The sequence below is a fragment of the Paraburkholderia steynii genome (assembly GCF_900100565.1).
In the GTDB taxonomy this organism is placed as follows: domain Bacteria; phylum Pseudomonadota; class Gammaproteobacteria; order Burkholderiales; family Burkholderiaceae; genus Paraburkholderia; species Paraburkholderia terrae.
On record NZ_FNDI01000028.1, the window covers coordinates 14,725 to 41,263 of the forward strand.

Genomic DNA, 26,539 nt, shown 5'->3' on the forward strand with positions numbered 1-26,539 from the left:
CGGTTGATATGTCGCGTGCGCAAACGTCCGAACTGGTCAAGCGCGCGTATGCGGCGGGAGACGCCGATGCCGCCGTCGCGCTGCTCGATCAGAGTATTGCGCTTGGGCATCGGCGGATTGCTTTGATTCGGTATTTGCAGGCGCAGTATCTCGAGGCGGTGCTTGATGCCAGGCATCATGAGTATGTGAGGGGTGTTGCTGCGCGGATGAGTCCGGATACTTTGGCTAGAGTTGTGGGGGAGGCGCGGGTGAGAAGAGGGCGCCAAAGCGTAGATGAACACGACGAGTGCCCGGGTTGACCTGAACCCGGGCGTCGCGCTCCACACGTTCACACGCATTCGAAACCGACGATACTGAGGTGCCGTGAAGTCAAAGTCGATGCGAATGTCTTTGTCGGCGGCGAATGAATAGCATGACAATCCACGTCGTGAGAGCGGCGAATACCCAGCACGCCGCGATCAGGCACAAGAGGCCAAGGGTTTGAATGTCCTCGGGATTGTCGAGTTTGTCAAAGCCGCTGATAGCTATCGAGCGACGGATGAAGTGGTACAGGAACACCGGCATCTCGAACGGAAACGATGTGGCGATGCACGCCAGCAACCAGCCGCCGGCACAGGTACAGGCGAAAAAAATTGTGATAGACAGCAGTCGTCTCACCAGACCTCCAGTGTGCCGTACGCGCGGAATGCCGCGCCCGGCACAGGAAGCTCGGGCGGCCGCGCGCGAATATATCGCGCGAGCGATTCAAAGTCGGGCGGATACAGGACGGTTACGCAACCGTGACTCAGACCGAGCGGACCTCTGGGGTGCAGCCGGAACGAACCTCGCTTGATTCCATTGATGTTCGTCGTGTCGCCGCCGCTCGGATTCCAGAGCATGAACCATTTGGAGCGGTCTGTCGTGCCAATTCCGTGTTCGCCGGCCCAATCGTATAACCATCCCATCATCCCACCAGACTGGCGGTCGACGATGTAGTAGGTCCCGCGCGGCAAAGGGCCGACATCAGGCATTGCAGTTGCATCCGGATTGTCCCGCCCACGCCCCGCACCGGAAAATGCTTTGACCGTGCCGTATCCGGAACAGTAGAGATCCGATGTGTCCTGGTTATTGAGTGAGAACGTACAGTGTACGGGCATTGCGTCGTCTCCCTCAAAGCAGGTTCCATGCATCTTTGAACTTCAGATTTCCGTCGAGATAGCACCACGTGATTTCCTCGTAACGGAATTCGACCGCTTCAAAGTGATTGTGGTGGGCTGAAGTCTGCTCCTTGATATTGAGTAATTTCGGTGTGACCGAGACGACCTTCACCTGTTGCAGCAAGATGTTGAAGTACTCTTCTTCGCGCCCTGCATCGTTGATGCGATACCACTTGAGTTCGGCCGATTGCAAGGTCGCACCACGTGCGATTGCCATGTAGAGCAGCGGTGAAGAACGATCAAGCTCCTTTTCTATGGTTAGCGGGCGGTGCGTCCGCCCGCCAATCAGCTTGCCGGTCGAGTGATCGGTACCCGCGTGCAGGCCATGCGTGAGGCTCAGTACTTCGATGCTTCCTTCACGTCCAGCTACCTGACTCGATCCGCGGATTTCCGCCCCGCGTTCATCTTTCAGCCATAGATGCAATGGGATTGCCATAGAGCCGATCTCCTTCTTCTTTTTGATTGGAGATCAGGCTTTTAGCATCGAGTGGAGAGCGGATTGAAAAAAAGTGTTGTGAAGTACAGGGCGCATTCACGCTGCATGCAACCCACCCCGAATTAACATCCTCACCCGCGACAAATCCGCCTCAACATGCCCTTGATGTTCAAACAGTTCAGCGAGCCAATCAACAAACGCCCTGACTCGCGGCGAAACCCGCCGCCCTTTCACATAAGCAACCGAAACGGTCATCGGCACAGGCTTCCACTGCGGCAAAACCTCGCGCAGCAAGCCCTTGTCCAATAGAGCCTGCGCAGCAATCCTCGCTGGCTGAATCAGTCCAAGCCCTTGCAGCCCGCAGGTCAGATAAGCATGTTCATTGCTGACCTTGATAAACCCATCCACCTTCACGGTAAGCGGACTCCCACCAACATCAAAATCGAAGTCCACAGCACGCCCAGTAATCATCGACATACAGTTCACGGCGACATGCCCGGAAAGATCATCAAGACTCTCAGGCATCCCATATCGCTCAAGATAAGCCGGACTAGCACACGTCACATGCTCCAATGTCCCGAGCCGCTTGGCAGCCAGCCCTGAATCCGGCAACTCACCAAGTTGAATACTGCAATCCACAGCCTCACCGACAAGATCCACATTGCGATGACTCACACCAATCGCGAGATCAATCCCCGGATAACGCTCATGAAAATCATCGAGCGCGGGCAGCACGATAGAAGTCGCCACAGCCCCAGGCATCTCCACCCGCAAACGCCCGCTCGGATTATCGAGCGTTTGACGCAGCGTCGCTTCCATCTCATCGATATCAGCAAGGATCTGCGCGCAGCGCTCGTAATAAGCAGCGCCTTCCGGCGTGAGATTAAGACGCCGCGTCGTACGCACAAGCAACGTCGTGCCAAGCAGGGCTTCCAGATTCTGAACAATCGTTGTTGCCGTCGCCCGCGGAATCTCGAGAGACTCGGCGGCGCGTGTAAAGCTATTGGTATCGACGATACGCATGAACGTGCGCATCGCCTGGATACGATCGATCACGGAACTCTCCAAAAACGGGACATTCCAGAAAATGACAACGAGCGGAAAACACCACGGCACACCCCGTCCCGATAGGGAGGCGCGCCGATACGGCACATGCAATGACTGATGCGAGGCGGGAAGCAGGGACAGGCCGCCGTCCTGCGCGGCCTGGATGGAAGGGGTAAAGCGGTTGGGTCCTGCTGCCCGTTACTTCCGGAGCGAGTCGAGATCGATGACGAAGCGGTACTTCACATCGCTCTTCAACATGCGCTCATATGCTTCATTGATCTGCTGCATCTGAATCATCTCGATGTCAGACGTGATGCCGTGCTTGCCGCAGAAGTCCAGCATTTCCTGCGTCTCGGCAATGCCGCCGATCAACGATCCCGCCAGACGACGGCGCTTCATGATCAGGTTAAATACCTGCGGTGACGGATGATCGTGCTCCGGCGCACCTACCAGCGTCAGCGTGCCATCGCGCTTCAACAGGTTGATGAACGGATTCAGATCGTGCTGCGCCGCGACCGTGTTGACGATCAGGTCGAAGCTGTTCACATGCGCTTCCATCTCCGCCGGGTTCTTCGAGATCACCACTTCATCCGCGCCGAGGCGCTTCGCGTCTTCGATCTTCGATGCCGACGTCGTGAACAGCACGACATGCGCGCCCATCGCGTGTGCGATCTTCACGCCCATGTGGCCGAGGCCGCCCAATCCGACGATGCCGACCTTCTTGCCCGGCCCCGCGCCCCACGTGCGCAGCGGCGAATACAGCGTGATGCCGGCGCACAGCAGCGGCGCGACGCCAGCGGGGTCGAGGTTCTCCGGCACGCGCAGCACGAATTCCTCATCGACGACGAGTTGCGTCGAATAGCCACCGTACGTCACGGCGCCCGTCTGCCTGTCGTTGCCGTTGTACGTGCCGACGAAGCCGTTCTCGCAATACTGCTCGAGGCCTTCCTGGCAACTCGGGCACGTGCGGCACGAATCGACCAGACAACCAACGCCGACCAGCTGACCAACCTTGTACTTCGTTACTTGCGACCCAACGTTTGTCACACGGCCGACGATCTCATGGCCCGGGACGACGGGGAAAATCGTGTTCTTCCATTCGTTGCGAGCCTGGTGCAGGTCCGAATGACAGACCCCGCAAAACAGGACTTCCATCTGTACATCGTGTTCGCGCAGGTCGCGACGCTGAAATTCGAACGGCGCGAGCTTCGATTGCGCGTCGGTTGCGGCATAGGCGTAGGTCGTGGACATGAGGGCTCCAGCTTGTAGATGCAATTGCGCGAGGCGCCGCGCAGCATGCTTGCGCGGCGGTTGAATCTGTCGTGCGCCGAGGCACGCGGAATGTCCGCCGTGAGGTCCGTCCGATAGGCGTAAGCGCTGCATGCAAGCGGCAACGCAAGGTTGGCAGGCCTCGTGCGAGGCGCCGGACGGTGTGTCGCGGACAGGCAGCGGGCTTTGCGACAGGGTTCCCATGTTAGGGACCGGGCGCCTCCCAGGGAATACCTGAACGTCTTGAAGGCTTGCCTATTTCTCCTGGAGCCGTCCGTCGTAGGCCATTTAATGCTAGATTTCAAGCCATATTCTCTGGCGGCACATGTTTTCGCCGAATGGATTTCATCATGTCCGACACAAAACTTTCAAATAGCGCGCCGGGTGCCGAGCGCTCGCCGCAGCAGCGCATGGTCGAATTGCTGCGCACGCTCGCGCCCGCCGAAGGCATGACGGACGCGCCGCTCGAAGGCGTCAAGTTCCTGCGCGCGAATCACCCCATGCCGCGCCGCCCGGTGATGTATGAGCCGAGCATCGTGATCGTCTGTCAGGGCCGCAAGCGCGGTTACCTCGGCGATCACGCGTACATTTATGACGCGCAGCAGTATCTCGTGCTGTCCGTGCCGCTGCCGTTCGAATGCGAGACGGAGGCGAGCGTAGACGAGCCGTTCCTCGGCATTTCGGTTCGCGTCGATCTGACGATGGTCGCCGAGTTGCTGATGCTGCTCAACGAAACCCACGGCGCCGTCGACAGCGAGCCGCGCGGTATCTACTCGACGCCGCTCGACCAGCCGCTAAGCGACGCCGTGCTGCGTCTGCTCGAAGCGCTGGTCTCGCCTGTCGACGCGCGCATTCTCGCGCCGTCGATCGTGCGCGAGATCTGCTATCGCGTGCTGACGGGCGTGCAGGGCAACGCGATACGCGCGGCGCTCACGCATCAGCATCACTTCGGCCGTATCGCGAAGGCATTGCGCCGCATCCACACCGAGTACGACGGCGATCTCGACGTCGAGACGCTCGCGCGCGAATCGGGCATGAGCCTCGCGGTCTTTCACGCGCAGTTCAAGAACGTCACGTCGACTTCACCGATGCAGTATGTGAAGACGACACGTCTGCATCACGCGCGTCTGTTGATGGTGCAGGACGGGCTGAACGCGGGCGCGGCGGCAGCGCGCGTCGGTTATGAAAGCGCGTCGCAGTTCAGCCGCGAATTCAAGCGTCTGTTCGGTCTGAGTCCCGTCGATGAAGTGAAGCGCATGCGCGGCACGCTGGACCCCGTCGTGCCGCCTCAGCCGCAACGCGCCGTCCCGAAGTACGTGACGACGAACTGACGCGGCGCACGAAGTGATGCTGTCACGCCGCGTCGTGGCAGCACACGCAAAGCTTGTTGTCGTCGGAGTCGCGAAAGTACGCGCCATAGTAATTCGCGTGATATTCGGGGCGCAGCCCTGGCGGCCCTTCGCACGCGGCGCCATGCGCAAGGGCCGTCGCATGCACGCGATCGACTGTGACACGGTCCGCCGCCAGCAACGCGACCATATGCCCATTGCCCGCAACGGCCGGCGCGGCGTCGAACGGCTTGCCGACGAGAAACAGCGGCCGCGCGACGCCCGGCTTCATCCATCCCGCCCAGGGTCTGTCGTCCTCGCGAAACTTCAGTACGAGTCCCAATTCGGCGAGCACCGCCGAATAGAAAGCAAACGCCCGCTCGAAATCGTTGACGCCGATGAATACGTGAGAAAGCATCGAATACGGCTCCTTTCAGGCGGCAATCGGGCAAGGCAGGTAACGCCGATACCAGCATGACTGCTGATCTGGCTACGCTTTTGCGTGGTGGCTACGATGGCTGCGCTGTCTATTCAAAGATCACTCACGGAGCCCACCATCATGAAGCGTTTTCACATCGCGCTCGCCGTTGCCAATCTCGACGAATCGATCACTGACTATAGCGAGCGTCTCGGACAACCGCCCTCGGCTGTCGTGCCGGGTCAGTACGCGATGTGGCGCACCGATCTGCTCAACTTCTCGATCAACGAAAAACCCGAAAAAGCGGGGCAGTTGCGCCATGTCGGCTTCGAGGACGACGCGGTCGAAGGCTATTCGAGCAGTCGCGACGTCAACGGGCTCGAATGGGAGTTGTTCTCCGCGGCCGAACAGGACAGACGCATCGTCAGTACGTACGGCGTGCCCGTGAAAAGCTGACTACGTCGAGAAACACACAAGCTTACTTCTGCGCGCCGCTCGCTTCCTGCGTTACGTAATGCGCGCGCTTTTCCTCATACATCAGCAGGTCGGCGCGCTGCACGCCAGCCTCGATCCGTTCGCCGCGCTGCACGGTCGCCATCCCCATCGAGAAGCTGATCGGCGAGCCCGGATAGAACTGGTTGTTCAGATCGACCAGCTGGCGGATCGTCTCGATCATCGTCGCGCCGCCGCGCTCGTCGGTGCCGGGCAGCAGGACCGCGAACTCGTCGCCGCCGATGCGCGCCGCATTGAACGGCGTCTCCATCGCTTTTGCGAGCACTTCTCCGGCGCGGCGCAGCAGCGCGTCGCCCGCCGCGTGGCCGAGCTGATCGTTCACGCGCTTGAGGCCATTGAGGTCGGCCATGATGACCGTCACCGGGAATGGCCCCTTGCGTTCGAGCCGGTTCAGTTCGTCCACATAGAACGAGCGGTTGCGCAGCTTGGTCAGCACGTCGTGCTTGCCGAGGAACTCCAGATATGCCTCGGCCTTCTTGCGCGCGGTGATGTCGGTGAGCGCGACGAGCACGAGGTCCCACGTGCGCTCGTGTCCCGGTAACACGGAGAACTGCAGATGCACGTGTACCTCATTCGCTTCGAGCGAATAGTTGAGCACTTCGCGCTGCTGGAACAGCTTGCCGTCCCACAGGTCGATCAGCTGCTCGCGGAAATGCGGGCGCATGTCGTCGCGGAACACTTCGGGAAGGCGCGACAGCAGCGTCTTCTTGTCGGGCGCAGCGAACATCTCCAGCGTGTGCTGGTTGACGTCGAGCACATGAATCTCGGCCATGCAGCGCTCGACGAACTCCGGATGTACGTCGGTGAAGGTGCGGAAATCGGTGATGCCTGCCGCGCGTGCGTCGTCGAGCAGATGCTTGACGGCGCTGAAATCCTCGACCCACAGCGACACGGGCGAATACTCGAACAGCCCGCGCACGTATTGTTCGGCCGCCGTCACGCGATGGCGCGCCCCTTCCAGTTCCGTAATGTCTTCGGTCGATACCAGCACCCGGTCCCAGCGTTCCTCGTGACCCGGCAGCACTTTGCCCTTGAGCAGCACGTCCAGGCGCCGGCCGCCCAGCGTGTAGTTGACTGTCTGGCTCGTGAAGTGAGGCTGGCCGGACCACAGCTGGCACAGCTCTTCCAGGTGCGTCTTCAGCATGTCGTCGCGAAAGACCGCCGACAGGTTGTCCGTCAGCGCGCTGAAATCCGCCGCTTCGAACAGCGACAGCGTCTGCTGGTTGACCTTGATGACGCGGATGCGGCTCGCGCACTCGGCCACGCGCTTGATGTCCTCGCCGATGTGCGCGCGCAGATCCGTCACGCCTTTCGCGCGCCAGTCTTCGAACAGCGCCTTCACGCCGCTGAAGTCTTCGAGCCAGAGCGCGACGGGCGCGAGATCGAACATTTCCGAGTCGTCGTCGGCTGTGGAGCGCGGGCCAGGGTGGTTGGGCATGACAGGTCCAGAATCGAATTTCTCGCTATTCTACGGTGCCAATTGGGCCCGGAGAAAATGTCGGGTGTCCGATATCGGCTCGGCCGGATGCGGCCGCAACCGTTATAACGGCAAATTCCAGCCATTCTGCAGGCGTCGCGCGGAACTTGAATCGAGGCGACGCGTGCTTATCCCGAGAGCGCTGAAACAGTTGTTTGAAACGCATCGCGGCAAAGCGCGACGAGCCGCGTCGCGGTCTGCTTCGCCCGTGCTGGATTGACGGACAGCGCGTTGTCGATTCCTTCAGCAATCCCGCTCACGTTCACGGCGATGGGCTGGTCCGCTTCTTCCCACGTTTGCGCGAAAGCCGTCTGCTTGCAGGGCCGCGCGAAGTCTCGGTCGTGCAGCAGATTGATGCGCGGCAACGCGTGCGCCATTGCGACGATCCGGCCATGCAGGCTGCTGCCGATATAGCCGCGGCTGTGCGCGAGCAGCGCGCAAATGTCCCAGATATTCAGCGAATCGAAGAGATGCACGGACGGCGCGCGCATGCGCGCAGCCGTACGCGCGAAGCACGACAGATCGTCGTGCCACGGCGCCGCGCCTGCGCGGAAGAACACGATAGCGAGGTCATGCGCGTGCGCGGCTTGGTCCAGTTGTGCGGCGATCTGTTCGAGCGTCGCGTCGTCGCCGAAGTCGGCGCTGAATTGCACGGCCAGATATCCGCGCGGCGCAGCTTCGCGTATCCGCGCAACGGCCTGCCTCGATGCATGCGCGCGGATCGTGTCGCCGAACAGTTCGGCGACCATCACCGCGCAATCGGGCGCGAGCCGCGCTTCGATGCCCGACTTCGCGAGCAACGCTTGAGTGTGGAGGTCGCGCACGCTGATAACGTCGGCGCGCGCGAGCTTGGTGAGCACTTCGTCGCGCATCCTGTCGTCGTGCTCATCGAGCGTCACGCCGCCGATCGCATTGAACAGAACCCGTGTGGCGCGCGGCCATGCATCGTTCGACACGACATACGGCGCAAGCTCGCGCGTGCCGAGCACACGTTGTGCCCATTCTGATCGATCGTGCTGCTGCGACGCGATGATCCGTTGCGCGTCCTGGTTCGATTGCAGCATCAGGGCGGCATCCCACGCATCGCAGGCGAGAATCTCTCCGCCGACGTGAAGCAGATCGACCGCACGTTCGTGCAACTGTCGAAGTGCCTGAACGCGATGCCCGCCTTGCGCGCGCAGATCGCGCGCCACGAGTCCCGCGAAACGCACTTCGCGACCCGCGAGCATGCGCGCAACGACATGAGGAAACAGCATGTCGCCGAAGTTGTGCCGGTCGAACGCGCCGAACAGTACGACGGGTAATGGATGCGCACTCATCGATCTTTTCCGCCATTACTTGGCACGCGCCACGTATGGCACGATCGCGAGTTGACTTTCGCATTTCGATGCCCTACGAATCGAATTAACCGGTCGTCGGTTATATCGGTGCCAAGCTTCATACAAGTCACTGAATTCTGTTCGGAGGGTACACGCAATTCCCAATTGGCCGCGCGAACATGCATCGCGGCACTGCACGCGAGCGGCACGCGCAATACGAGGAAGACGTGTTTTCCGGTGAAGGCATTCGACGCGCTTCGCCGTGAAGCGGGCGACGATCAGTCTGCAATGCGCCGGCGTGCCGGTGCGTCTCATCATGCCTTGAAGCAGAGAACTGTCATGTTCGCCTACATCATCGTCGTCGCCGTGTCGGCCTTCATTCCCTATGTTGCGACGCCTGCCGCGGAAGCGGGCGTCAAGGCCATCGTCTCGCATCACAACGATATGGAAACCAGCGACGCGGCCGTCACGCCGACGCTCGTCGCGCAGGATGCACCCGTCACGTCCGTGGCCAATACGCAGCCTCGCGAAGCGCATTGAAGCAGCGTATTGCGCGGTTTCATCACCTGACTGCACGGAGCGGGCCGCGGGCCCGCCGTGCATGCATTGCGACGGCGCGTCCTGATCGACCGCGCCGCGCCAGCGCTCGTCCGTAATGATGCCCTTCGTCTGAAGGATGTTTTATCGGCCTGTAACATGGGTGTCGATAATGATCGATCCAGCCGCCGCGCGGCGGCTTCATGCGTCACCACCGAAGGAGTGCAACCGAATGAGCACGATCACCACGAAGGACGGCACGCAGATTTACTACAAGGACTGGGGCTCGGGCCGTCCCGTCGTCTTTTCGCACGGCTGGCCGCTCAACGCGGACGCGTGGGATGCGCAGATGCTGTTCCTGCTGCAAAACGGCTTTCGCGTGATTGCGCATGATCGTCGCGGACACGGCCGCTCGGATCAGCCGTCGAACGGCAACGACATGGACACCTACGCTGACGATCTCGCCGCGCTGCTCGACGCGCTCGACATCCAGGGTGCGACGCTCGTCGGCCATTCGACGGGCGGCGGCGAAGTCGCGCACTACATCGGCCGGCACGGCACGAAGCGCGTCGCGATGGCCGTGCTGATCGGCGCGGTGCCGCCGTTGATGCTGAAGACGGAAGCGAATCCCGGCGGCCTGCCGATGGACGTGTTCGACGGCATCCGCAAGGGCGTCGCCGACAACCGCTCGCAGTTCTACAAAGACCTCGCAATCCCGTTCTTCGGCTTCAACCGGCCGAACGCGAAGGTTTCGCAGGGCACCATCGACGTGTTCTGGGCGCAGGGCATGGCAGGCGGCATTCACGGTCACTACCTGTGCATCCGCGAGTTCTCCGAGGTCGACTACACGGAAGACCTGAAGAAGATCGACGTGCCGACGCTGATCCTGCACGGCGACGACGACCAGATCGTGCCCATCGACGCAGCGGGCAAGCTGTCCGCGAAGATCGTCAAGAACGCGACGCTCAAGATCTATGAAGGCGCGCCGCACGGCATGTGCGTGACGGAAGCCGACAAGGTCAACGCCGATCTGCTCGCGTTCATCAACAGCTGAAGTCCAGGCAATGCGCAGAAAGCGGCGCGCCCTTGCGGGACGCGCCGCTTTGCTGTTTCATCCGCAGTGTGCTGCATCGCCCGATGCCGCTGACGAAAGGATGACCTCACGCATGACAATCGAACTGGACAAGGACGTGCGCAGCGAAGCGATTGCTTCGTTGCAACGCTACTTCGCGGAGAACATGGACGAGCCGATCGGCAATATCCAGGCGGGCGCGCTGCTCGGCTTCTTCATCGAGGAAATCGGCCCGGTGATCTACAACCTCGCCGTGCAGGACGCGCAGGAACGCATGCACGCGCGGGTGGCGGAACTCGATATCGAGTGTCACCAAGACGCGTTCGGCTACTGGAAGAAGTACGGCAAGCGGCGCTGAGCCGCGCCCGTCCGCTTCATGCCGCGTCGCGGCTGCGATTGTCGCGCAGCACGAAATCGACGAAGGCGCGCAGCGGCGCGGGCATGTGCTCGCGGCTCGCGTAGTAGAGACGCGGCCCGGTGAACGATTGCCACCAGTCGTGCAGGATCGGCACGAGCGTGCCGTCGTCGAGCGCGGGGCGCAGGAGTTCGTCGAACGAATAGACGATGCCAAGCCCGTCGACAGCCGCACGCCGCTCGATATCGATCACGGACGCGATGAGCGGCCCATTCGGCACGATTCGCACGGCTTCGTCGCCGCGCGTGAACTCCCATACTGCCAACACGCCGCTTTCGAAGCGGTGGCCGATGCACGCGTGCCGCACCAGTTCATCGGGGTGTTTCGGCTCGCCATGCTGTTTCAGATAGGCGGGTGACGCGGCGGCGACGAAGCGCTGCATCGGCGGACCGATGGGCACGGCGATCATGTCGCGCTCGATGCGTTCGTCGTAGCGGATGCCCGCGTCGAAGCCGGCCGCGAGGATATCGATGAAGGTGTCGTTCGACGCGACGTCGACGGTGATGCCCGGATGTTCGGCCAGAAAGCGCGACAGCAGCGCGGGCAGAACTTCGCGAGCGGCGATCGACGGCACGTTCAGCCGCAGCGTGCCAGTGGGACTGTCGCGGAACACGTTGATCGCATCGAGCGCCGTCGAGATTTCGCCGAACGCGGGCGCGAGCCGCTCGAACAGGCGCTGGCCGGCTTCCGTTGGGGTGACGCTGCGCGTGGTGCGGTTCAGCAGGCGCACGTCCAGTTGCTGCTCAAGGCGCCGCACGGCTTCGCTCAGTGACGACGCCGACACGCCGCGCGTGGAGGCGGCGTTGCGGAAGCCGCGCGCGGCGGTGACGGCGACGAAGGCTTTCAGATCGCTCAGATCGGGTTCGACCATTGTTCGGAATTCCGCACGGGGCATTCGGATTGGGTGGGATTATCGCACGGTCGGTTTGCGCAGATACTGCGTCTCGAGCGTCGCGCAGCGTGTTCGACCCGCGAAGCCGCCAAGGCGCGACAGACGTTTCAACGAATCCACGGAGAGCACTCAGATGAAGCAACTGCAACTTGGCAAGACAGGCCCGGCGAGTTCGGCGCTCGGCCTGGGCTGCATGGGCATGTCGGGCATGTACGGACCGGCGGACCGCGCCGAAAGTATCGCGACGATCCACGCGGCACTGGAGGCGGGCATCACGCTGTTCGATACGGGCGACTTCTACGGCATGGGCCATAACGAGATGCTGCTCGGCGAAGCGCTCAGGAGCGCACCCGCGTCGCGTCGCGACAATGCCCTCGTCAGCGTGAAGTTCGGCGCGATGCGCGATCCGGCGAGCGGCTGGTCGGGGTACGACGCGCGCCCCATAGCCGTGAAGAATTTCCTTGCGTATTCGTTGCAGCGACTCGGCGTGGATCATATCGACATCTATCGTCCGGCTCGGCTCGACCCGAACGTGCCGATCGAAGACACCGTCGGCGCCATCGCGGAGATGGTGAAGGCGGGCTTCGTGCGGCACGTCGGCCTCTCCGAAGTGGGCGCGGCGACGATGCGTAAGGCCGCATCCGTTACGCCGATTTGTGATTTGCAGATCGAGTACTCGCTGATTTCGCGCGGCATCGAAGACGAAATCCTGCCGACGCTGCGCGAACTCGGCATCGGCGTGACGGCTTACGGCGTGCTGTCGCGCGGGTTGATCAGCGGACACTGGCAGAAAGATTCGGCGGGCAAGGGCGATTTTCGCGCGATGAGCCCGCGCTTCCAGGGCGAGAACGCCGAGCGCAACCTTGCGCTCGTCGATGCGCTGCGCAAGGTCGCGGACAGCAAGGGCGTGTCGGTGGCGCAGATCGCGATTGCGTGGGTCGCCGCGCAAGGCGATGACATCGTGCCGCTGGTCGGCGCGCGGCGGCGCGAGCGGTTGACGGAAGCGCTCGGCGCGCTTGACGTGACGCTCGACGCGCAGGAGCTTGCTGCGATCGAGAAAGCGGTGCCGAAGGGCGCGGCAGCGGGTGAACGCTATGCGGCTGCGCAGATGGCGCATCTCGACAGCGAGAAGGGTGGCGCGCATTGATGCGTTGAACGTCGACGCTATCGCTGCAAAGCAGATGCGGTAGCATCGAACGCAATCGCGACTCTATATTCCGCCCATGACCACTTATGTTGCGTTGCTGCGTGCCGTCAATGTCGGCGGCACCGGCAAGCTTCCGATGACCGAGCTTCGCAAGATGTGCGAGGCAGCGGGCTTCACCAACGTGCGCACGTACATCGCGAGCGGCAACGTCGTGTTCGACAGCACGCTGGTGAAACGCGCGGTGCAGCAGACGCTCGAACGCAGCCTCGAGGCGTATGCGGGCAAGCCGGTCGGCGTGCTGATTCGCACCGGCAAGGAGATGGCCGCCGTGCTGGACGCGAATCCGTTTCGCGACGAAGCACCGAATCGCACGGTAGCGATCTTCCTCGACGCAGCGCCACCCGCCGACACGCTCGAACACATAGCCGGACAGCAGAACGAACAGGTCGCACTCGGCAAGCACGAGATTTACGTGTACTACGGTGACGGCATGGCAAAGACGAAGCTGAAAATTCCCGCCGCGAAAACAGGCACCGCGCGCAACATCAACACGATCGCGAAACTCGCGGAGTGGGCCACGCAATCATGACGAAGGGCGCTGCGTAGAACGGGGCTTGTTGCTACACTGCGCGTTGCCCAGTACTTCGTAGCAGCACTTCTCATCCTTCGCTTGCGTCGAGTCATGAAACCTTCCCTGCTCATCCTGATTCCACTTGGCGACGACAGTCGCGCGCGCATTTCAGCATCCTTCGATATTCATTACGCCCCCACGCACGAAGCACGCGTTCAATCCATTGCGAAAGAAGGCGCGGCGATTCGCGCCGTGCTGACTAACGGCACGACAGGTCTCACGGCCGATGAAATGGACCAGATGCCTGCGCTCGAATTCGTCAGCGCGCTCGGCGCGGGCTATGAAAACATCGCGACTGCGCATGCAAGAGCACGCGGCATCGTTCTCGCGAACGGCGCAGGCACGAACGACGATTGCGTCGCCGATCACGCGATGGCCTTGTTGCTGGCCGTCGTGCGCGATGTGCCGCAACGCGACCGCGCGACCCGCGAAGGCATCTGGCGCGACACGTTGCCGATGCGGCCTTCCGTGTCGGGCAAGCGGCTTGGCATCGTGGGCCTTGGCAATATCGGGCTGAAGGTTGCGCGGCGCGCGGCCGGCTTCGATATCGACGTTGCCTATCACAACCGCAAGCCGCGCGACGGCGCGACGTTGCTCTATATCGACAACCTGCACGAACTCGCGCGCTGGAGCGACTATCTCGTCGTTGCAACGCCGGGCGGTCCGGACACCCAACATCTGATCGATCGCACCGTGCTCGAAGCACTGGGGCCGAAGGGCTTTCTGGTGAACGTGTCGCGCGGCAGCGTCGTCGATACGGCCGCGCTTGCCCATGCGCTCGCGAACGGCGTGATAGCGGGCGCGGGCCTCGATGTGTACGAAAGCGAGCCGCAGCCGCCGCAGGCGCTGGTGCATCTGACGAACGTCGTGCTTACGCCGCATGTGGCGGGCACGTCACCGGAAGCGATCACGGCTTCCGTCGATAACTTCATCACGAACGCGACGCGCCACTTCGCGGGCGAAGACGTATTGACACCCATCTGATCGTTTACAACACGAGGACCTTTCGCGCATGGCAAAGCATACGGCACTCATCGAATGGAGCAGCAACGGCAGCAAGTTCACCGACAACCGCTATAGCCGCGCGCATCAATGGACGTTCGACGGTGGCGCAGTGGTACACGCATCGAGTTCGCCGCATGTCGTGCGCGTGCCGTTCTCCGATCCGGCGGGCGTCGATCCTGAAGAGGCGTATGTGGCCGCGCTATCGAGTTGCCATATGCTGTGGTTTCTGTCGATTGCCGCAGAGCAAGGTTATGTCGTCACGTCGTATCGCGACGAAGCCGAGGGTACGATGGCGAAGAACGATGCGGGCAAGGAAGTGGTCACGCGTGTCGTGCTGAAACCGGCCGTTGCATTTGCGGGCGCAAAAGCACCGAGCGATGAAGCGCTCGCGCATCTGCATCATCTCGCGCACGACGCGTGTTTTCTTGCCAATTCGGTGAAGACAGTGATCGATGTTGAAGGGAGTTGGAGTTTCGAACAGGTTTGATTTGCGTTCAGGTGCAATAGCCAGACACATAAGTCTGTGTAGCAAGCTTGACCTGTTTCTTTCATATCGGCGCGGCCAAACGATTCGCATCAGCGTGCCTTAAGCTTTGCGCCTTATGATGCGATCCCTTGTTTGGCGACAGCGCCGGTAAGCATGTCGCTTTTCGCCAGGTTTAATCCACCATTACCGGTTCTTTCGACTTGCATTCCAACGCGGCACGGTATTTTTGTCGTGATTCAGAATGCTAATAAGGAACAAGTTCAGCATTCAAATCACCACGAATTACCGGTGTGTTCAGATCGCCACAGTCACTCCCGCTGAATGTAAAGGATCGTTACTCACGTAACGGGCGAAATGGCGGACGAGTACCGCGCCTTCCTTCTTCTCACGTCCTCTACAGCGCGGCTCGCGCAATGCCTCCCGTCATCACGCACACGCAATCGCCAACCTGCCGTTGCACGTAGACGTTTTCAAACAGTAACAACCCGCGATATCGGCGAGACCATGATTCCATTAACTTTTTGAGTAACCGATCGCGGCCGTTGTACGGGGGGCGTGAAGCAGTCGGTACTTGTTCGATCAATTCGAGGCGGGCAACCGATCACATCATGAACCTGAATCTGAAAAGGCTCTATCACGTATGCAATCCCGAGCGCGCATGTCTCGACGGCAATCTTCCGTCGCTGCAATGGCGCATTCGTTGCATCGATATCCGCGAACGCCAGGGCGCCGCATTGCTTGCCAATGATCGCGCCGCGGGTCTGATCGAATTTCCGTCGTTGAGCATTCCCGCCGATCTGAACGAAGTCGACGAACTCACGCGAACCAGCGCGGCGATCAACTGGGTGGCTGTCGTCACCAATGCGCATCTCAATGATCCGGAAATCGGACGGATCGTGCGCACGCGCTGCGTGAGTTATATCCGCTTGCCCGCGGCGGCGGAGATGGTCGCTCAGGAACTCGATCGTGCGTACGAGATGTCAGCGAGCGACGGGGGTGAACATACGAGCGCGAACGCGGGAGCGGTCGCACTGATCGGCGCGTGCGCGGCGATGAGCGACGTGCGTGCGGCAATACGCAAAGCGTCGGAACATGAACGGCCTGTGACGTTTATCGGCGAATCGGGGAGTGGCAAGACGCTGGCGGCGTCGTCGATCCATCGGGGTTCGTCGCGCCGCGAAGGGCCGTTCGTTTCGATTGATTGCGCGGCCTTCTCACCGGAACGCGTGGAAACGGAATTGTTCGGGGAATCGGCTCTCGAGGAGACCAAAGTCGAAGAGGGCAATCAGCGCTCCCGCCTCAGCATGGCGGAGGGCGGCTCACTGTATATCGATGGTATCTGCGAACTGCCGCTGTCGGCACAGCGGCGTCTCGCGGACGTGCTCGATACGGGGGCGCGCAACGTGCGCATCATCTGCTCGACACATATCGACTTGCAGCGCGCTGCAGACGAACGTCGTCTGCACGCGCGTCTTTTCTCGCGGCTTTCGCCCGACACGATCACGATTCCGCCGCTGCGCGAACGCGGCCCCGATATCCGCTTGCTCGCCACGCATCTGCTGAAGAGCTTTCGCTCTGATTCCCGTCATGGGATGCAAGGTTTTTCCGTGTGCGCGTGGGAAGCGTTCGACGCCCACACCTGGCCCGGCAATCTGCAGGAAATGATCAATCGCATCCGTCATGCAATCGTTGCCAGCAATGGCCCGCTGATCACAGCCGCGGATCTGGGTTTCGATCAGACCGCGAGCGTACCGATGATCAGCGCCTCCGACGATAGCGACGACATTCCCGAGTGGGACGCCGTCGAACTGGCCATCGCGCGAAATCAGGGCCGGCTCGATGCGGCCGCGACGGAGTTGCACATTTCCAGGGTGTTGCTCGCGCGCATGCTGGCCTCGGATTCCCGTCGGTCGGTGGCGACACCGGGCGAGTTGCGGATGGATTCCGCCTAGCAGCCGGAAAGGGCGCTCGCCTGCGAACTGGTGATAACCGCAATGCGCTTCACGAACAGTTACACAAACGTTTTTTGTGTAGCACCTTGTCACCTTTCTGCGCGCTATGCTTGCCGTCAACGTCGCGGCGCAGTTTTCAAGCGTACCTACCCTGATTATTTTCGCTTCGTTATTGGCTATTTTTTGCGGATTTTTTTATTCCGTCCTATGTGGTATTTCGAATTTCCGGAACCTTCACTGACCCATGAAAGAGCCCTATCGCGCCGTTCACCGCTATCCGCGTAACGACTCGGGACGTGACTTCGTCGTGGGCGATCTGCACGGCTGCTTCGCGCAATTGCGCGCGGAGCTGGAGGCGCGCCATTTCGACCCGCAGCGCGACCGGCTGTTCGCCGTCGGCGATCTCGTCGATCGCGGGCCGCAATCGGATAGCGTGCTGGAGACCGTCGAGCAGCTCGGGATCAAGTCGGTGAAGGGCAATCACGAGGACGTGATCGTGCGCTGGCATGCCGGCGAGGAGCAGTCGCTGTCGCTGCTGGGCAACGGCGCCGACTGGCTGCTCGACAGAGCCGATGACCGGGACTGGGTCAAGGCGATCGCCGCTTACATGGCGTCGCTGCCGTATCTGATCGAGATCGAAACCGAGCACGGGCTGGTCGGCATCGTGCATGCGGATTCCCCCGTTTCGGACTGGAACCGGCTGGTTGCCGATATCGAAAGAGAACGGTCGGACGGCAAGACGCGCCGCAAGGCAATCTGGTCGCGCACGCGCTGGAAGGCGCATCAGCCGCATCCTTCGCCGTCGCGCAACACGTTGCGCAGTCTGCTGGACAAGGCGAGGCACAGTGTTCGCGGAGAGGCGCATGTGGTAGGGCGGATCGAGAACGTGACGGCCGTGTTTGTCGGTCATACGCCCGTAACCGGCGTCACCGTGAAGGACAACGTGATCAACATCGATACGGGCGCCGTCTATGGCGGCAAGCTCACGATCATGGATCTTGCCGATCTGCCGCAGTGGGTCGACGTGTCGCCGCGTTCCTCTGTCGCGGACGAGCCAGGTTGGCGCGAGCCGGTTATGGCTCGCAGTGCCACGATCGAACAAGCGCCTGTGGTGAATGTCGATACGGCAAGCGCTGACGTGGCTGCAAACGAGGCCGACGTCGCACTAGTAGAACATCCTGCACCGTCGGACATTCCCTCTGTAACGGCAGAGCGTCGTGACGACCTGCAAAACGAAGCGCCGCGTCTCGCGCCCGAATCCAGACCCGCGCCTGAACCGTTGACGTCGTTCGTGTCGAACGGCATGCACATCACTGTGCGCATGAGTATGCACAGCATGGTGAGCGAGCTGAAGCAGGGCGCGAATACCGTCGCCACGCGTCGGCGATAACCGCATTCAATTCGGCCGCGCGTGGCGCGCCGTATCCATTCCAAGCCGTCTGAGCAGATCGCGTCCACGCGCGCTGATCTGCAGTGCGGCAATGCCACCGCGAACCTCGTGTACTTCGACGAGTTCGTAATGGCGTAATGCGAGCACATCTGGGTCGAGCGATTCGATACGGCGTTCATTGCCATTCAACAGCATGAGCGTCGCCAGTTCGTGAGGGCTCAACATCAGGACACCTCCGTGGACAAGTGAGCGAGCAGTCCGGACATGCTAGTCGGATGACACGACAGTTTGACTACGGGTGTGTTTCATCACGTTACGCGGTTACGTGTTTGACGGTGGCGAAAGGCAGCGGCTAGTCCCGCGCATGCGACGCATGCGCGAATGGAGCCGCGATAAATCAATGATGAGCGTGTAACAGGCTTACGCGCGGGTAAGCCCGCTACAGCATCTGGAAAGCACGCGCGCCTGGTTGCGCGGCATTAGCGTGCGTCGTCGGCAGCGACGCGCCAGGCGGGCGCTTCGTCATCGACATGCGACACCAGCGTTTCGAGCGACAGACCTTTCGTTTCGATACCCATCACCCACACGGCCAACGCGGCGACGCCGAACGACAGCGCGCCGAGCGTGAACACACCGCCTTGTCCGAAGATCGGCAGCACCACGCCGACCGCATAGGGGCCGATCAGCGAGCCGACACGGCCTATCGCCGATGCAAAGCCGGAGCCCGTCGCTCGCGCACCCGTGCCGTAGAGTTCGGGCGTGTACGTGTAGAGCACGGCCCACATGCCGAACAGGAAGAACTGCATCGCGAGGCCGGTGCAGATCAGCAGCGTCACGCTGTCCGCGTGCAACGCCGTCTGGCCGTATGCATAGGCCATCACGCCGCCGCCGACCAGCGACGCAATACACGTCGGCTTACGCCCCCAGCGTTCGACGAGCCACGCCGCACAGAGAAAGCCCGGCACGCCGCCAAGCGAGATGAGCACGGTGTAGAGCACCGATTTCGTAACCGCGAAGCCCGCCTGCTGCATCAATGCGCCGAGCCACGACGTCAAACCGTAGAAGCCGAGCAGCGCGAAAAACCACAGCGCCCATACCATGATCGTGCGCTGGCGGTAGGCTGCGCTCCAGATCTCACGGAACGCGCCGTGTTTCGAAGGCGCGGCCTGGTCGGCGAGCACCGACGGCGCGGGCAGCGAGCGTAGTCCTTTGGACTTCATCACCTTTGCTTCGATCTGGCCGAGCACGGCATCGGCCTGGGGAAGACGTCCGCGATGTTCGAGCCAGCGCGGCGATTCGGGCACGATGCGCCGCACGATCAGCACGAACACGGCGGGAATCGCGAGCAACGCGAACACGGTGCGCCATCCGAAATGCGGCAGCACGAAGAACGACACGCAGCCCGCCGTGATGAATCCGAGCGGCCAGAAGCCGTCCATCAGCGCGACAAGCCGTCCGCGCGATGCCGTCGGCACGAATTCGGACAGCAGCGTTTGCGCGATCGGAAACTCCATGCCCATGCCGATACCGAGCAGCACGCGATAGACGATCAGCGCATCGACGCTTTGCGCCGTCGAGCACAGATACGACGCGACGCCCCATAGCACCATACTCCACTGAAAGACCGGGCGTCGTCCGAAGCGATCCGCGAACAGTCCCGCGACGGCCGCGCCGAGCACCATGCCGAAGAAGCTCGCGCTCGCGACGAGTCCCGCCATTGCGCTCGACAAGCCGAACTCGGTCTTGATCGAGCCGAGCACGAAGGTCATCGTGCCGAGATCGACGGAATCGAAGAAGAACGCGATCGCGATGATGATGAAGATGGTGCGGTGATAGCCGGAAAACGGCAGGCGTTCGAGACGCGCGGCGGCGCTGGGTCGTGCGGTGGTCGGCATGTCATCCTCGGGTGGAGGTTGGAAGAGGCCGGTGGTCCAGCGAAGCACGCTTGCTTCGAGGGCCGGCTCGTTCCAGTAGATGCCGCCATTAATCCGTCATATAGAACAGATTCGGCATTGGGATGGAATGTGTGCGCCATTTGTAATGACGCACACGTGCGCTCATTGCGTATGTGCAGCCACGCTCCGTGCCGGTGCGCGTGCAACATGCTTTGCGCCGCGTGCCGGTGCGCCGTTCGCCACATAGTAGGGCGCGTTGGAGCGCGCGAGCGGATCGCGCCCGCGAATGCGGTCCGCGATTTTCTCCGCGAGCATGATGGTCGGCGCATTCAGGTTGCCCGTCGTGATGCGCGGCATGATCGACGCATCGACCACGCGAAGCCCTTCGAGACCATGCACGCGTCCTTCGCCATCGACGACGGCCATGTCGTCGTAACCCATCGCGCACGAGCACGACGGATGAAAGGCCGTCTCGGCACGCGCGCGCACGAACGCATCGATCTGCGCATCCGTCTGCAATTCAGCGCCGGGACTCAGTTCGCGTCCACGGAAGCGGTCGAGTGCCGGCTGCGCAATGATCTCGCGGGTCACGCGGATCGCGTCGCGGAATTCGCGCCAGTCGAGCGCTTCGGACATGTAGTTGAAGAGAATCGACGGATGCGCGTGCGGATCGCGTGAACGCAGCTTCACGCGCCCGCGGCTCGGCGAGCGCATCGAGCCGACGTGCGCCTGGAAGCCGTGCATCTTGATCGCATTGGTGCCGTTATAGTTGATCGCCACGGGCAGGAAGTGATACTGGATGTTCGGCCACGGGTCGTCGTCGCGCGTGCGGATGAAGCCGCCTGCTTCGAAATGATTGCTCGCGCCGATGCCCGTGCCTTTCAGCATCCATTCGATACCGATGGCGGGCTGATTGCGCAGCAGCAGTGCAGGGTAGAGCGACACGGGTTCCTTGCACTCGTACTGCATGTACATCTCAAGATGATCCTGCAGGTTCTGGCCGACACCCGGCAGATCGTGTACGACGGGAATGTCGAACTCGCGTAGCCATGCACCGGGCCCGACGCCCGAGCGTTGCAGGATTTGCGGCGATGCAATCGCGCCGCCGCACAGCAACACTTCGCGGCTCGCATGCACGGTGATGCGCGCGTCGCCGTCCAGATACACGACGCCTTGCGCGCGCTTGCCGCTGAATAGAATGCGGTCGGTGGTCGCGTGCGTGACGATCGTGAGGTTGGACCGCTGCTTCGCCTGGTCCAGATAGCCGCGCGCGGTGCTCGCGCGGCGGCCGTTCGCCGTCACCGTGCGGTCCATCGGACCGAAGCCTTCCTGCTGATAGCCGTTGAGGTCGTCGGTGCGCGGATAGCCCGCCTGCACGCCCGCTTCGACCATCGCTTGGAAGAGGGGATTCACGCCGGGCTTGCTGGTCGTCACATGCACGGGGCCGTCGCCGCCGTGATAGTCGTTCGCGCCGATATCGCGCGTCTCAGCCTTGCGGAAGTACGGCAGGCAATCCAGATAAGCCCAGTTTTCAAGGCCTTTTCGTTCGGCCCAGCCGTCATAGTCGAGTGCGTTGCCGCGGATATAGCACATGCCGTTGATCAGCGACGAGCCGCCGAGGCCTTTGCCACGCCCGCATTCCATGCGGCGATTGTTCATGAACGGCTCTGGGTCCGTTTCATAAGCCCAGTTATAGCGGCGTCCCTGCAGCGGATACGCGAGCGCGGCGGGCATCTGCGTGCGAAAGTCGAAGCGGTAGTCGGGGCCGCCCGCTTCGAGCAGCAGCACGGTCACGTCGCGGTCTTCCGTCAGACGCGTCGCGAGCACGTTGCCCGCCGAACCCGCGCCGATGATGATGTAGTCGTACTCTTTCGCTGCCATGCTGCGCTCCCTCAAAACACGGGCTGATATTTGCCCAGTTCGACCTGGATGGACTTGATGCGCGTGTAATGCTCGAGTGTCGTGATGCCGTTCTCGCGGCCCACGCCCGATTGCTTGTAGCCGCCCACGGGCATTTCGGCGGGCGACTCGCCCCACGTGTTGATCCAGCAGATGCCCGCTTCGAGCTGGTGAATCACGCGATGCGCGCGCGACAGGTTCTCTGTCACGACGCCTGCAGCGAGGCCGTAGATCGTGTCGTTCGCGCGCGCGATCACCTCGTCTTCGTTGGCGAAGGTCAGGATGCTCATCACAGGGCCGAAGATTTCTTCGCGCACGATCTTCATGTCGTCGCGGCAATCGGCGAATACGGTCGGCTGCACGTACTGTCCGCGAGCGTAATCGCCGTCGGTGACGCGCGCGCCGCCCGACACGAGCCGCGCGCCTTCTTTCTTTCCGCTTTCGATGTAGCCGAGCACCTTGTCCAGTTGCGCCGCGCTTGCGAGCGGTCCGAAATTGGTCGACGGGTCCGACGGCTTGCCGATCCGAATGCGCTTTACGCGCTCGATCACGCGTGCTTCAAAGGCCTGTTGAACCGATTGATGCACGAACACGCGCGTGCCATTCGTGCATACCTGTCCCGCGCTGAAGAAGTTCGCGGTGACGGCGATATCGGCGGCGCGGTCGAGGTCTGCGTCGTCGAATACGATCAGCGGTGACTTGCCGCCGAGTTCCATCGTCACTTCCTTCAGCGACGAGCCGCCCGCCATCGACATCACTTTCTTGCCCGTTTCGACGCCGCCCGTGAACGAAATCTTCGCGATGTCTGGATGCGCGCTCAGCATGGCGCCGACGCGGCCGTCGCCCTGCACGACGTTGAACACGCCGGGCGGCACGCCCGCTTCGAGGTAGATTTCCGCGAGCTTCGACGCGGACAGCGGCGTCACTTCGCTCGGCTTGAAGATCATCGCGTTGCCAGCAGCGAGCGCGGGCGCGGATTTCCAGCACGCGATCTGGATCGGATAGTTCCATGCGCCGATGCCCGCCGTTACGCCCAAGGGCTCGCGCCGCGTATAGACGAACGACTCGGCGCGCAGCGGAATCTGCTGGCCTTCGATGGCTGTCGCAAGGCCCGCGTAGTACTCGATCACATCCGCGCCCGTGACGATATCGACGGCGCGGGTTTCGACAATCGGCTTGCCCGTGTCGCGCATTTCGAGTTCGGCGAGCGCGTCGTTGTGCTCGCGCAGCAACTCGACGGCGCGGCGCAGGATGCGCGAACGCTGCATGGCCGTCATCGCGGCCCACACGCGCTGGCCTTCGCGCGCCGATTGCACGGCGCGGTCGATATCGGCTTCGCTGGCTTGCTGGACATGCGCGAGCAGTTCGCCCGTGGCGGGATCGAAGCTGTCGAAAGTGACGCCGCTCGTGGCGTCGACATATTCGCCGCCGATGTAGAGACGTTGCAGGCCGTATCCGGGCATCTGTTTTCTCCTTGAAATGCGGGTGTTCGTGGTGCGCTGCGTTATGAACCGTCTTGCGCGAGCAGCAGGTCGATGTAGTCGTTCGCGAGGCGCAGCGCCGCTTTGGTATCGAATGGATCGCCGGACAGCGCGCCGCGCAGCCACAAGCCGTCAATCATCGCGGCAAGACCGCTGGCGGCCCGCCGTGCCGACGCGCGTGGCAGTTCCTTTGCGAACTCCGCGCACAGGTTCGAATAGAGACGCCGTGTGTTCACGCGTTGCAGACGGCGCAGGGCGGGCTCGTGCATGCTTTCGGACCAGAACGCGAGCCATGTCTTCATTACCGGGCCGCTGACCTGCGAGACGTCGAAATTCGCTGCAACGACGGCGCGCAAACGCGCGCGCGGCTGCGGCTTCGCAGCGATGCGGCGGCGCGTGGTGGCCGCCCACAGGTCGCGCAGGATATGGCGCATGGTCGCTTCGAGCAGGCCGTCCTTGTCGCCGAAATAGTGGCTGACGATACCCGTCGAAATGTTCGCGCGCTGCGCGACGGAAGCGAGCGTCGTGCCCGACAGACCGGACTGGTCGATCGTGAGCAGCGTGGCGTCGATCAGTTGCGCGCGACGCACTTCGCGCATTCCGACTTTGGGCATAGGTGACTCGCAATGCTCCCGAAAGCCGTCACTCTAGTCGTTTTTTATTGAACGTTCAATCAACAAAAACCGTGTGAACCTGCTTTGTCGGTTTGAGGAAAGCGCGTGTCGGGTTTTGAACACTGGCCGATGGGGCAAAGGGACTAACCTCGACTCAGCGCCTATTTGCGCATTCAGACGAACATGGAGACGAGACGATGAGCAGCAATCGCGGTGTCGTGTATCTGGGCCAGGGCAAGGTCGAAGTGCAGTCGATCGATTACCCGAAGATGGTCGATCCGCGCGGTCGCGCGATCGGTCATGGCGTGATCCTGAAAGTGGTGTCGACCAATATCTGCGGCTCCGACCAGCATATGGTGCGCGGCCGGACGACGGCTGAAGTCGGTCTTGTTCTAGGGCACGAAATTACGGGCGAAGTGATCGAGGTGGGCCGCGACGTCGAGACGCTGAAGATCGGCGATCTGGTCTCCGTGCCGTTCAACGTGGCATGCGGCCGCTGCCAGACCTGCAAGGAACAGCATACGGGCGTGTGCCTGAACGTGAACCCGTCGCGTGCCGGCGGCGCTTACGGCTACGTGGACATGGGCGGCTGGATCGGCGGCCAGGCGGAATACGTGCTGGTTCCGTATGCGGACTTCAATCTGCTGAAGTTTCCTGACCGCGACCGCGCGATGGAAAAGATTCGCGACCTCACCTGTCTGTCCGACATTCTGCCGACGGGCTATCACGGCGCCGTGATGGCGGGCGTGAAGCCGGGATCGACGGTTTATATCGCGGGCGCGGGCCCCGTCGGCATGGCGGCTGCTGCGTCAGCGCGTTTGCTGGGCGCGGCCTGCACGATCGTCGGCGACATGAACGAAGAGCGGCTCGCGCATGCGCGTGCCGTGGGCTTCGAAACGGTCAATCTGTCGAAGGACGCGACGCTTGGCGAACAGATCGCGCAGATTCTCGGCAAGCCGGAAGTGGATTGCGCGGTGGACTGCGTGGGCTTCGAGGCGCACGGCCACGGCAGCCATGGCTCGCGCGAGGAAGCGCCTGCCACGGTGCTCAATTCGTTGATGGACATCACGAAGGTGGCCGGCGCAATCGGCATTCCCGGTCTTTACGTGACCGACGATCCGGGTGCTACCGATGCAGCAGCGAGGAAGGGCAGTCTGTCGATTCGCTTTGGCCTCGGCTGGGCGAAGTCGCATTCGTTCCACACGGGACAAACGCCCGTGATGAAGTACAACCGCAATCTGATGCAGGCGATTCTGTGGGACCGTTTGCCCATCGCGGATATCGTCAATGTGTCGGTTATTTCGCTGGACAACGCGCCCGATGGCTATCGTCAGTTCGATGGCGGTGCGCCGCGCAAGTTCGTGCTCGATCCGCATGGATTGCTGAAGGCTGCATGATGCGAACTGGAGGGTTCGCATTTCGCAGGTAGAGCTGGTCGAAGTCTCCTCTGTCCCGCTGGACGATGCTGCGTTTCCTTTCGCGAGGAGCGCAGCATTTTTTTGTCCTTCGACGCAAATGAAATGCCGACAGTTAAAAGTCGTGCCGAATCGAGAAAGTCGCGCCTCTTTCGTGCGCGTGATTGAGGTTCAAAAGCGGATCGGCCCTGAACCTCCATTCGTCGTCACTGGCGGCTGCGGGCGGCAGGTTCTGCGAGTCTGACGGAAGCCCGAAGCCATAGGGCAGGCCCGGCGGCTGGCCGGCCTGAACGCTGTCGAGCGGGGCGAGATAGGGGTTGCCCGGTGCATGCCCAACGCGGTACCGCTGCTTGCCCGGTGCGATGCCACCGTTGTCAGGCAGGCCATAAGCCGAACTAGCCAGTTGCATCGAGCTCTTCATGACGTAGCGATGCACATGACGTTGTGGCGCATACGCCGATGACGCAATGACGGGATATGAGTAAAACAGGATAAATGGGGAATGCCTTTCGGACGTTACGTGGACGTGGTCGTTCGCGAATGAAGTGCCGCTAATCAGAAGCAATAACGCACCGGCAATCCAGCGAGCTGGATTGCGGTGCGTCACGAACATGATCCAACCGAAGACGGAACTAATCACACTACCGGCCACCCTTGGTTCATTAGAACCCTTACCGGTTAAGGCATTCATAATCCATTTTAGT

Annotated in this window: 28 protein-coding genes; 13 read left to right on the forward strand and 15 right to left on the reverse strand. The window is 61.8% G+C overall.

Annotated features, from left to right (window positions below):
- Positions 1-8 precede the first annotated feature (8 nt).
- Positions 9-299, forward strand: a complete 291-nt coding sequence (locus BLT65_RS48140) for a hypothetical protein (protein ID WP_042313919.1) — start codon at positions 9-11, stop codon at positions 297-299.
- A 70-nt stretch (positions 300-369) separates the two neighbouring features.
- On the opposite strand, the gene BLT65_RS35970 is transcribed toward BLT65_RS48140, so the two are convergent.
- The 5 genes from BLT65_RS35970 to BLT65_RS35990 form a co-directional block, all read right to left on the reverse strand.
- A complete protein-coding gene (locus tag BLT65_RS35970) occupies positions 370-657 on the reverse strand; it encodes a hypothetical protein (protein ID WP_091787294.1) in 288 nt (95 codons plus the stop codon).
- Positions 654-1,136, reverse strand: coding sequence for a DUF2778 domain-containing protein (locus BLT65_RS35975; RefSeq protein ID WP_091787297.1), 483 nt, complete (start codon positions 1,134-1,136; stop codon positions 654-656). Before BLT65_RS35975 ends, BLT65_RS35970 begins: the two co-directional genes overlap by 4 nt.
- A 13-nt stretch (positions 1,137-1,149) precedes the next feature.
- Entirely contained in the window at positions 1,150-1,632 is a 483-nt protein-coding gene (gene tssD / locus BLT65_RS35980; RefSeq protein ID WP_042313927.1) for a type VI secretion system tube protein TssD, read from the reverse strand.
- Positions 1,633-1,728: 96 nt separating this feature from the next.
- Positions 1,729-2,688, reverse strand: coding sequence for a LysR family transcriptional regulator (locus BLT65_RS35985; protein WP_091787300.1), 960 nt, complete (start codon positions 2,686-2,688; stop codon positions 1,729-1,731).
- A gap of 189 nt (positions 2,689-2,877) precedes the next feature.
- Positions 2,878-3,930: an NAD(P)-dependent alcohol dehydrogenase gene (locus tag BLT65_RS35990; RefSeq protein WP_091787303.1), complete on the reverse strand. Its 1,053-nt coding sequence runs from the start codon at positions 3,928-3,930 to the stop codon at positions 2,878-2,880.
- 368 nt (positions 3,931-4,298) lie between these two features.
- On the opposite strand from BLT65_RS35990, the gene BLT65_RS35995 reads away from it, so the two are divergent.
- Positions 4,299-5,279, forward strand: coding sequence for an AraC family transcriptional regulator (locus BLT65_RS35995; protein ID WP_091787482.1), 981 nt, complete (start codon positions 4,299-4,301; stop codon positions 5,277-5,279).
- A gap of 22 nt (positions 5,280-5,301) precedes the next feature.
- Here BLT65_RS35995 and BLT65_RS36000 read toward each other — a convergent pair whose 3' ends face one another.
- Positions 5,302-5,694 (reverse strand): VOC family protein, encoded by a 393-nt coding sequence (locus tag BLT65_RS36000; RefSeq protein WP_091787306.1) that lies wholly within the window; start codon positions 5,692-5,694, stop codon positions 5,302-5,304.
- Positions 5,695-5,835: 141 nt separating this feature from the next.
- Here BLT65_RS36000 and BLT65_RS36005 point away from each other — a divergent pair, with 141 nt between their 5' ends.
- Complete coding sequence (locus tag BLT65_RS36005; RefSeq protein WP_091787309.1) at positions 5,836-6,150, forward strand: VOC family protein; 315 nt, start codon at positions 5,836-5,838, stop codon at positions 6,148-6,150.
- A 22-nt stretch (positions 6,151-6,172) separates the two neighbouring features.
- Here BLT65_RS36005 and BLT65_RS36010 read toward each other — a convergent pair whose 3' ends face one another.
- Together BLT65_RS36010 and BLT65_RS36015 are read right to left on the reverse strand one after the other, a co-directional pair.
- Positions 6,173-7,645 (reverse strand): sensor domain-containing diguanylate cyclase, encoded by a 1,473-nt coding sequence (locus BLT65_RS36010; protein WP_091787312.1) that lies wholly within the window; start codon positions 7,643-7,645, stop codon positions 6,173-6,175.
- Between the two features lie 167 nt (positions 7,646-7,812).
- Positions 7,813-9,003, reverse strand: coding sequence for a polysaccharide pyruvyl transferase family protein (locus tag BLT65_RS36015; protein ID WP_167306605.1), 1,191 nt, complete (start codon positions 9,001-9,003; stop codon positions 7,813-7,815).
- A gap of 339 nt (positions 9,004-9,342) precedes the next feature.
- Between BLT65_RS36015 and BLT65_RS46755 the strand changes: the two genes are divergently transcribed.
- The 3 genes from BLT65_RS46755 to BLT65_RS36030 all read left to right on the forward strand — a co-directional run bounded on the left by BLT65_RS46755 (position 9,343) and on the right by BLT65_RS36030 (position 10,970).
- The gene (locus BLT65_RS46755) at positions 9,343-9,543 is read left to right on the forward strand and encodes a hypothetical protein (RefSeq protein WP_143036623.1); all 201 of its coding nucleotides are present in this window, start codon (positions 9,343-9,345) and stop codon (positions 9,541-9,543) included.
- Positions 9,544-9,772: 229 nt separating this feature from the next.
- A complete protein-coding gene (locus BLT65_RS36025; RefSeq protein ID WP_091787317.1) occupies positions 9,773-10,594 on the forward strand; it encodes an alpha/beta fold hydrolase in 822 nt (273 codons plus the stop codon).
- 112 nt (positions 10,595-10,706) lie between these two features.
- Positions 10,707-10,970, forward strand: coding sequence for a DUF2164 domain-containing protein (locus tag BLT65_RS36030; protein WP_091787320.1), 264 nt, complete (start codon positions 10,707-10,709; stop codon positions 10,968-10,970).
- A gap of 16 nt (positions 10,971-10,986) precedes the next feature.
- Here BLT65_RS36030 and BLT65_RS36035 read toward each other — a convergent pair whose 3' ends face one another.
- Entirely contained in the window at positions 10,987-11,898 is a 912-nt protein-coding gene (locus BLT65_RS36035; protein WP_091787323.1) for a LysR family transcriptional regulator, read from the reverse strand.
- Between the two features lie 154 nt (positions 11,899-12,052).
- On the opposite strand from BLT65_RS36035, the gene BLT65_RS36040 reads away from it, so the two are divergent.
- The 6 genes from BLT65_RS36040 to BLT65_RS36065 all read left to right on the forward strand — a co-directional run bounded on the left by BLT65_RS36040 (position 12,053) and on the right by BLT65_RS36065 (position 18,531).
- Entirely contained in the window at positions 12,053-13,066 is a 1,014-nt protein-coding gene (locus BLT65_RS36040; protein ID WP_091787326.1) for an aldo/keto reductase, read from the forward strand.
- Between the two features lie 76 nt (positions 13,067-13,142).
- The gene (locus BLT65_RS36045) at positions 13,143-13,655 is read left to right on the forward strand and encodes a DUF1697 domain-containing protein (protein ID WP_091787329.1); all 513 of its coding nucleotides are present in this window, start codon (positions 13,143-13,145) and stop codon (positions 13,653-13,655) included.
- Positions 13,656-13,748: 93 nt separating this feature from the next.
- Complete coding sequence (locus BLT65_RS36050; RefSeq protein ID WP_091787332.1) at positions 13,749-14,681, forward strand: 2-hydroxyacid dehydrogenase; 933 nt, start codon at positions 13,749-13,751, stop codon at positions 14,679-14,681.
- A gap of 28 nt (positions 14,682-14,709) precedes the next feature.
- Entirely contained in the window at positions 14,710-15,189 is a 480-nt protein-coding gene (locus BLT65_RS36055) for an OsmC family protein (protein WP_091787335.1), read from the forward strand.
- Between the two features lie 608 nt (positions 15,190-15,797).
- Positions 15,798-17,141 (forward strand): sigma-54-dependent transcriptional regulator, encoded by a 1,344-nt coding sequence (locus BLT65_RS36060; RefSeq protein ID WP_091787338.1) that lies wholly within the window; start codon positions 15,798-15,800, stop codon positions 17,139-17,141.
- 244 nt (positions 17,142-17,385) lie between these two features.
- The gene (locus tag BLT65_RS36065) at positions 17,386-18,531 is read left to right on the forward strand and encodes a metallophosphoesterase (protein WP_091787341.1); all 1,146 of its coding nucleotides are present in this window, start codon (positions 17,386-17,388) and stop codon (positions 18,529-18,531) included.
- 6 nt (positions 18,532-18,537) lie between these two features.
- Here BLT65_RS36065 and BLT65_RS36070 read toward each other — a convergent pair whose 3' ends face one another.
- From BLT65_RS36070 to betI, 5 genes are all read right to left on the reverse strand, one after another.
- A complete protein-coding gene (locus tag BLT65_RS36070) occupies positions 18,538-18,756 on the reverse strand; it encodes a hypothetical protein (protein WP_091787344.1) in 219 nt (72 codons plus the stop codon).
- Positions 18,757-19,010: 254 nt separating this feature from the next.
- Complete coding sequence (locus tag BLT65_RS36075) at positions 19,011-20,426, reverse strand: MFS transporter (RefSeq protein WP_091787346.1); 1,416 nt, start codon at positions 20,424-20,426, stop codon at positions 19,011-19,013.
- 162 nt (positions 20,427-20,588) lie between these two features.
- Positions 20,589-22,307, reverse strand: coding sequence for a choline dehydrogenase (gene betA, locus BLT65_RS36080; RefSeq protein ID WP_091787349.1), 1,719 nt, complete (start codon positions 22,305-22,307; stop codon positions 20,589-20,591).
- A gap of 11 nt (positions 22,308-22,318) precedes the next feature.
- Positions 22,319-23,788: a betaine-aldehyde dehydrogenase gene (betB, locus tag BLT65_RS36085; protein ID WP_091787351.1), complete on the reverse strand. Its 1,470-nt coding sequence runs from the start codon at positions 23,786-23,788 to the stop codon at positions 22,319-22,321.
- Positions 23,789-23,829: 41 nt separating this feature from the next.
- Positions 23,830-24,420, reverse strand: a complete 591-nt coding sequence (gene betI / locus BLT65_RS36090; RefSeq protein WP_091787354.1) for a transcriptional regulator BetI — start codon at positions 24,418-24,420, stop codon at positions 23,830-23,832.
- A gap of 197 nt (positions 24,421-24,617) precedes the next feature.
- Here betI and fdhA point away from each other — a divergent pair, with 197 nt between their 5' ends.
- Positions 24,618-25,817, forward strand: coding sequence for a formaldehyde dehydrogenase, glutathione-independent (fdhA, locus tag BLT65_RS36095; protein WP_042313979.1), 1,200 nt, complete (start codon positions 24,618-24,620; stop codon positions 25,815-25,817).
- A gap of 133 nt (positions 25,818-25,950) precedes the next feature.
- On the opposite strand, the gene BLT65_RS36100 is transcribed toward fdhA, so the two are convergent.
- Positions 25,951-26,448, reverse strand: coding sequence for a hypothetical protein (locus BLT65_RS36100; protein ID WP_244186895.1), 498 nt, complete (start codon positions 26,446-26,448; stop codon positions 25,951-25,953).
- Between the last annotated feature and the right edge of the window lie 91 nt (positions 26,449-26,539).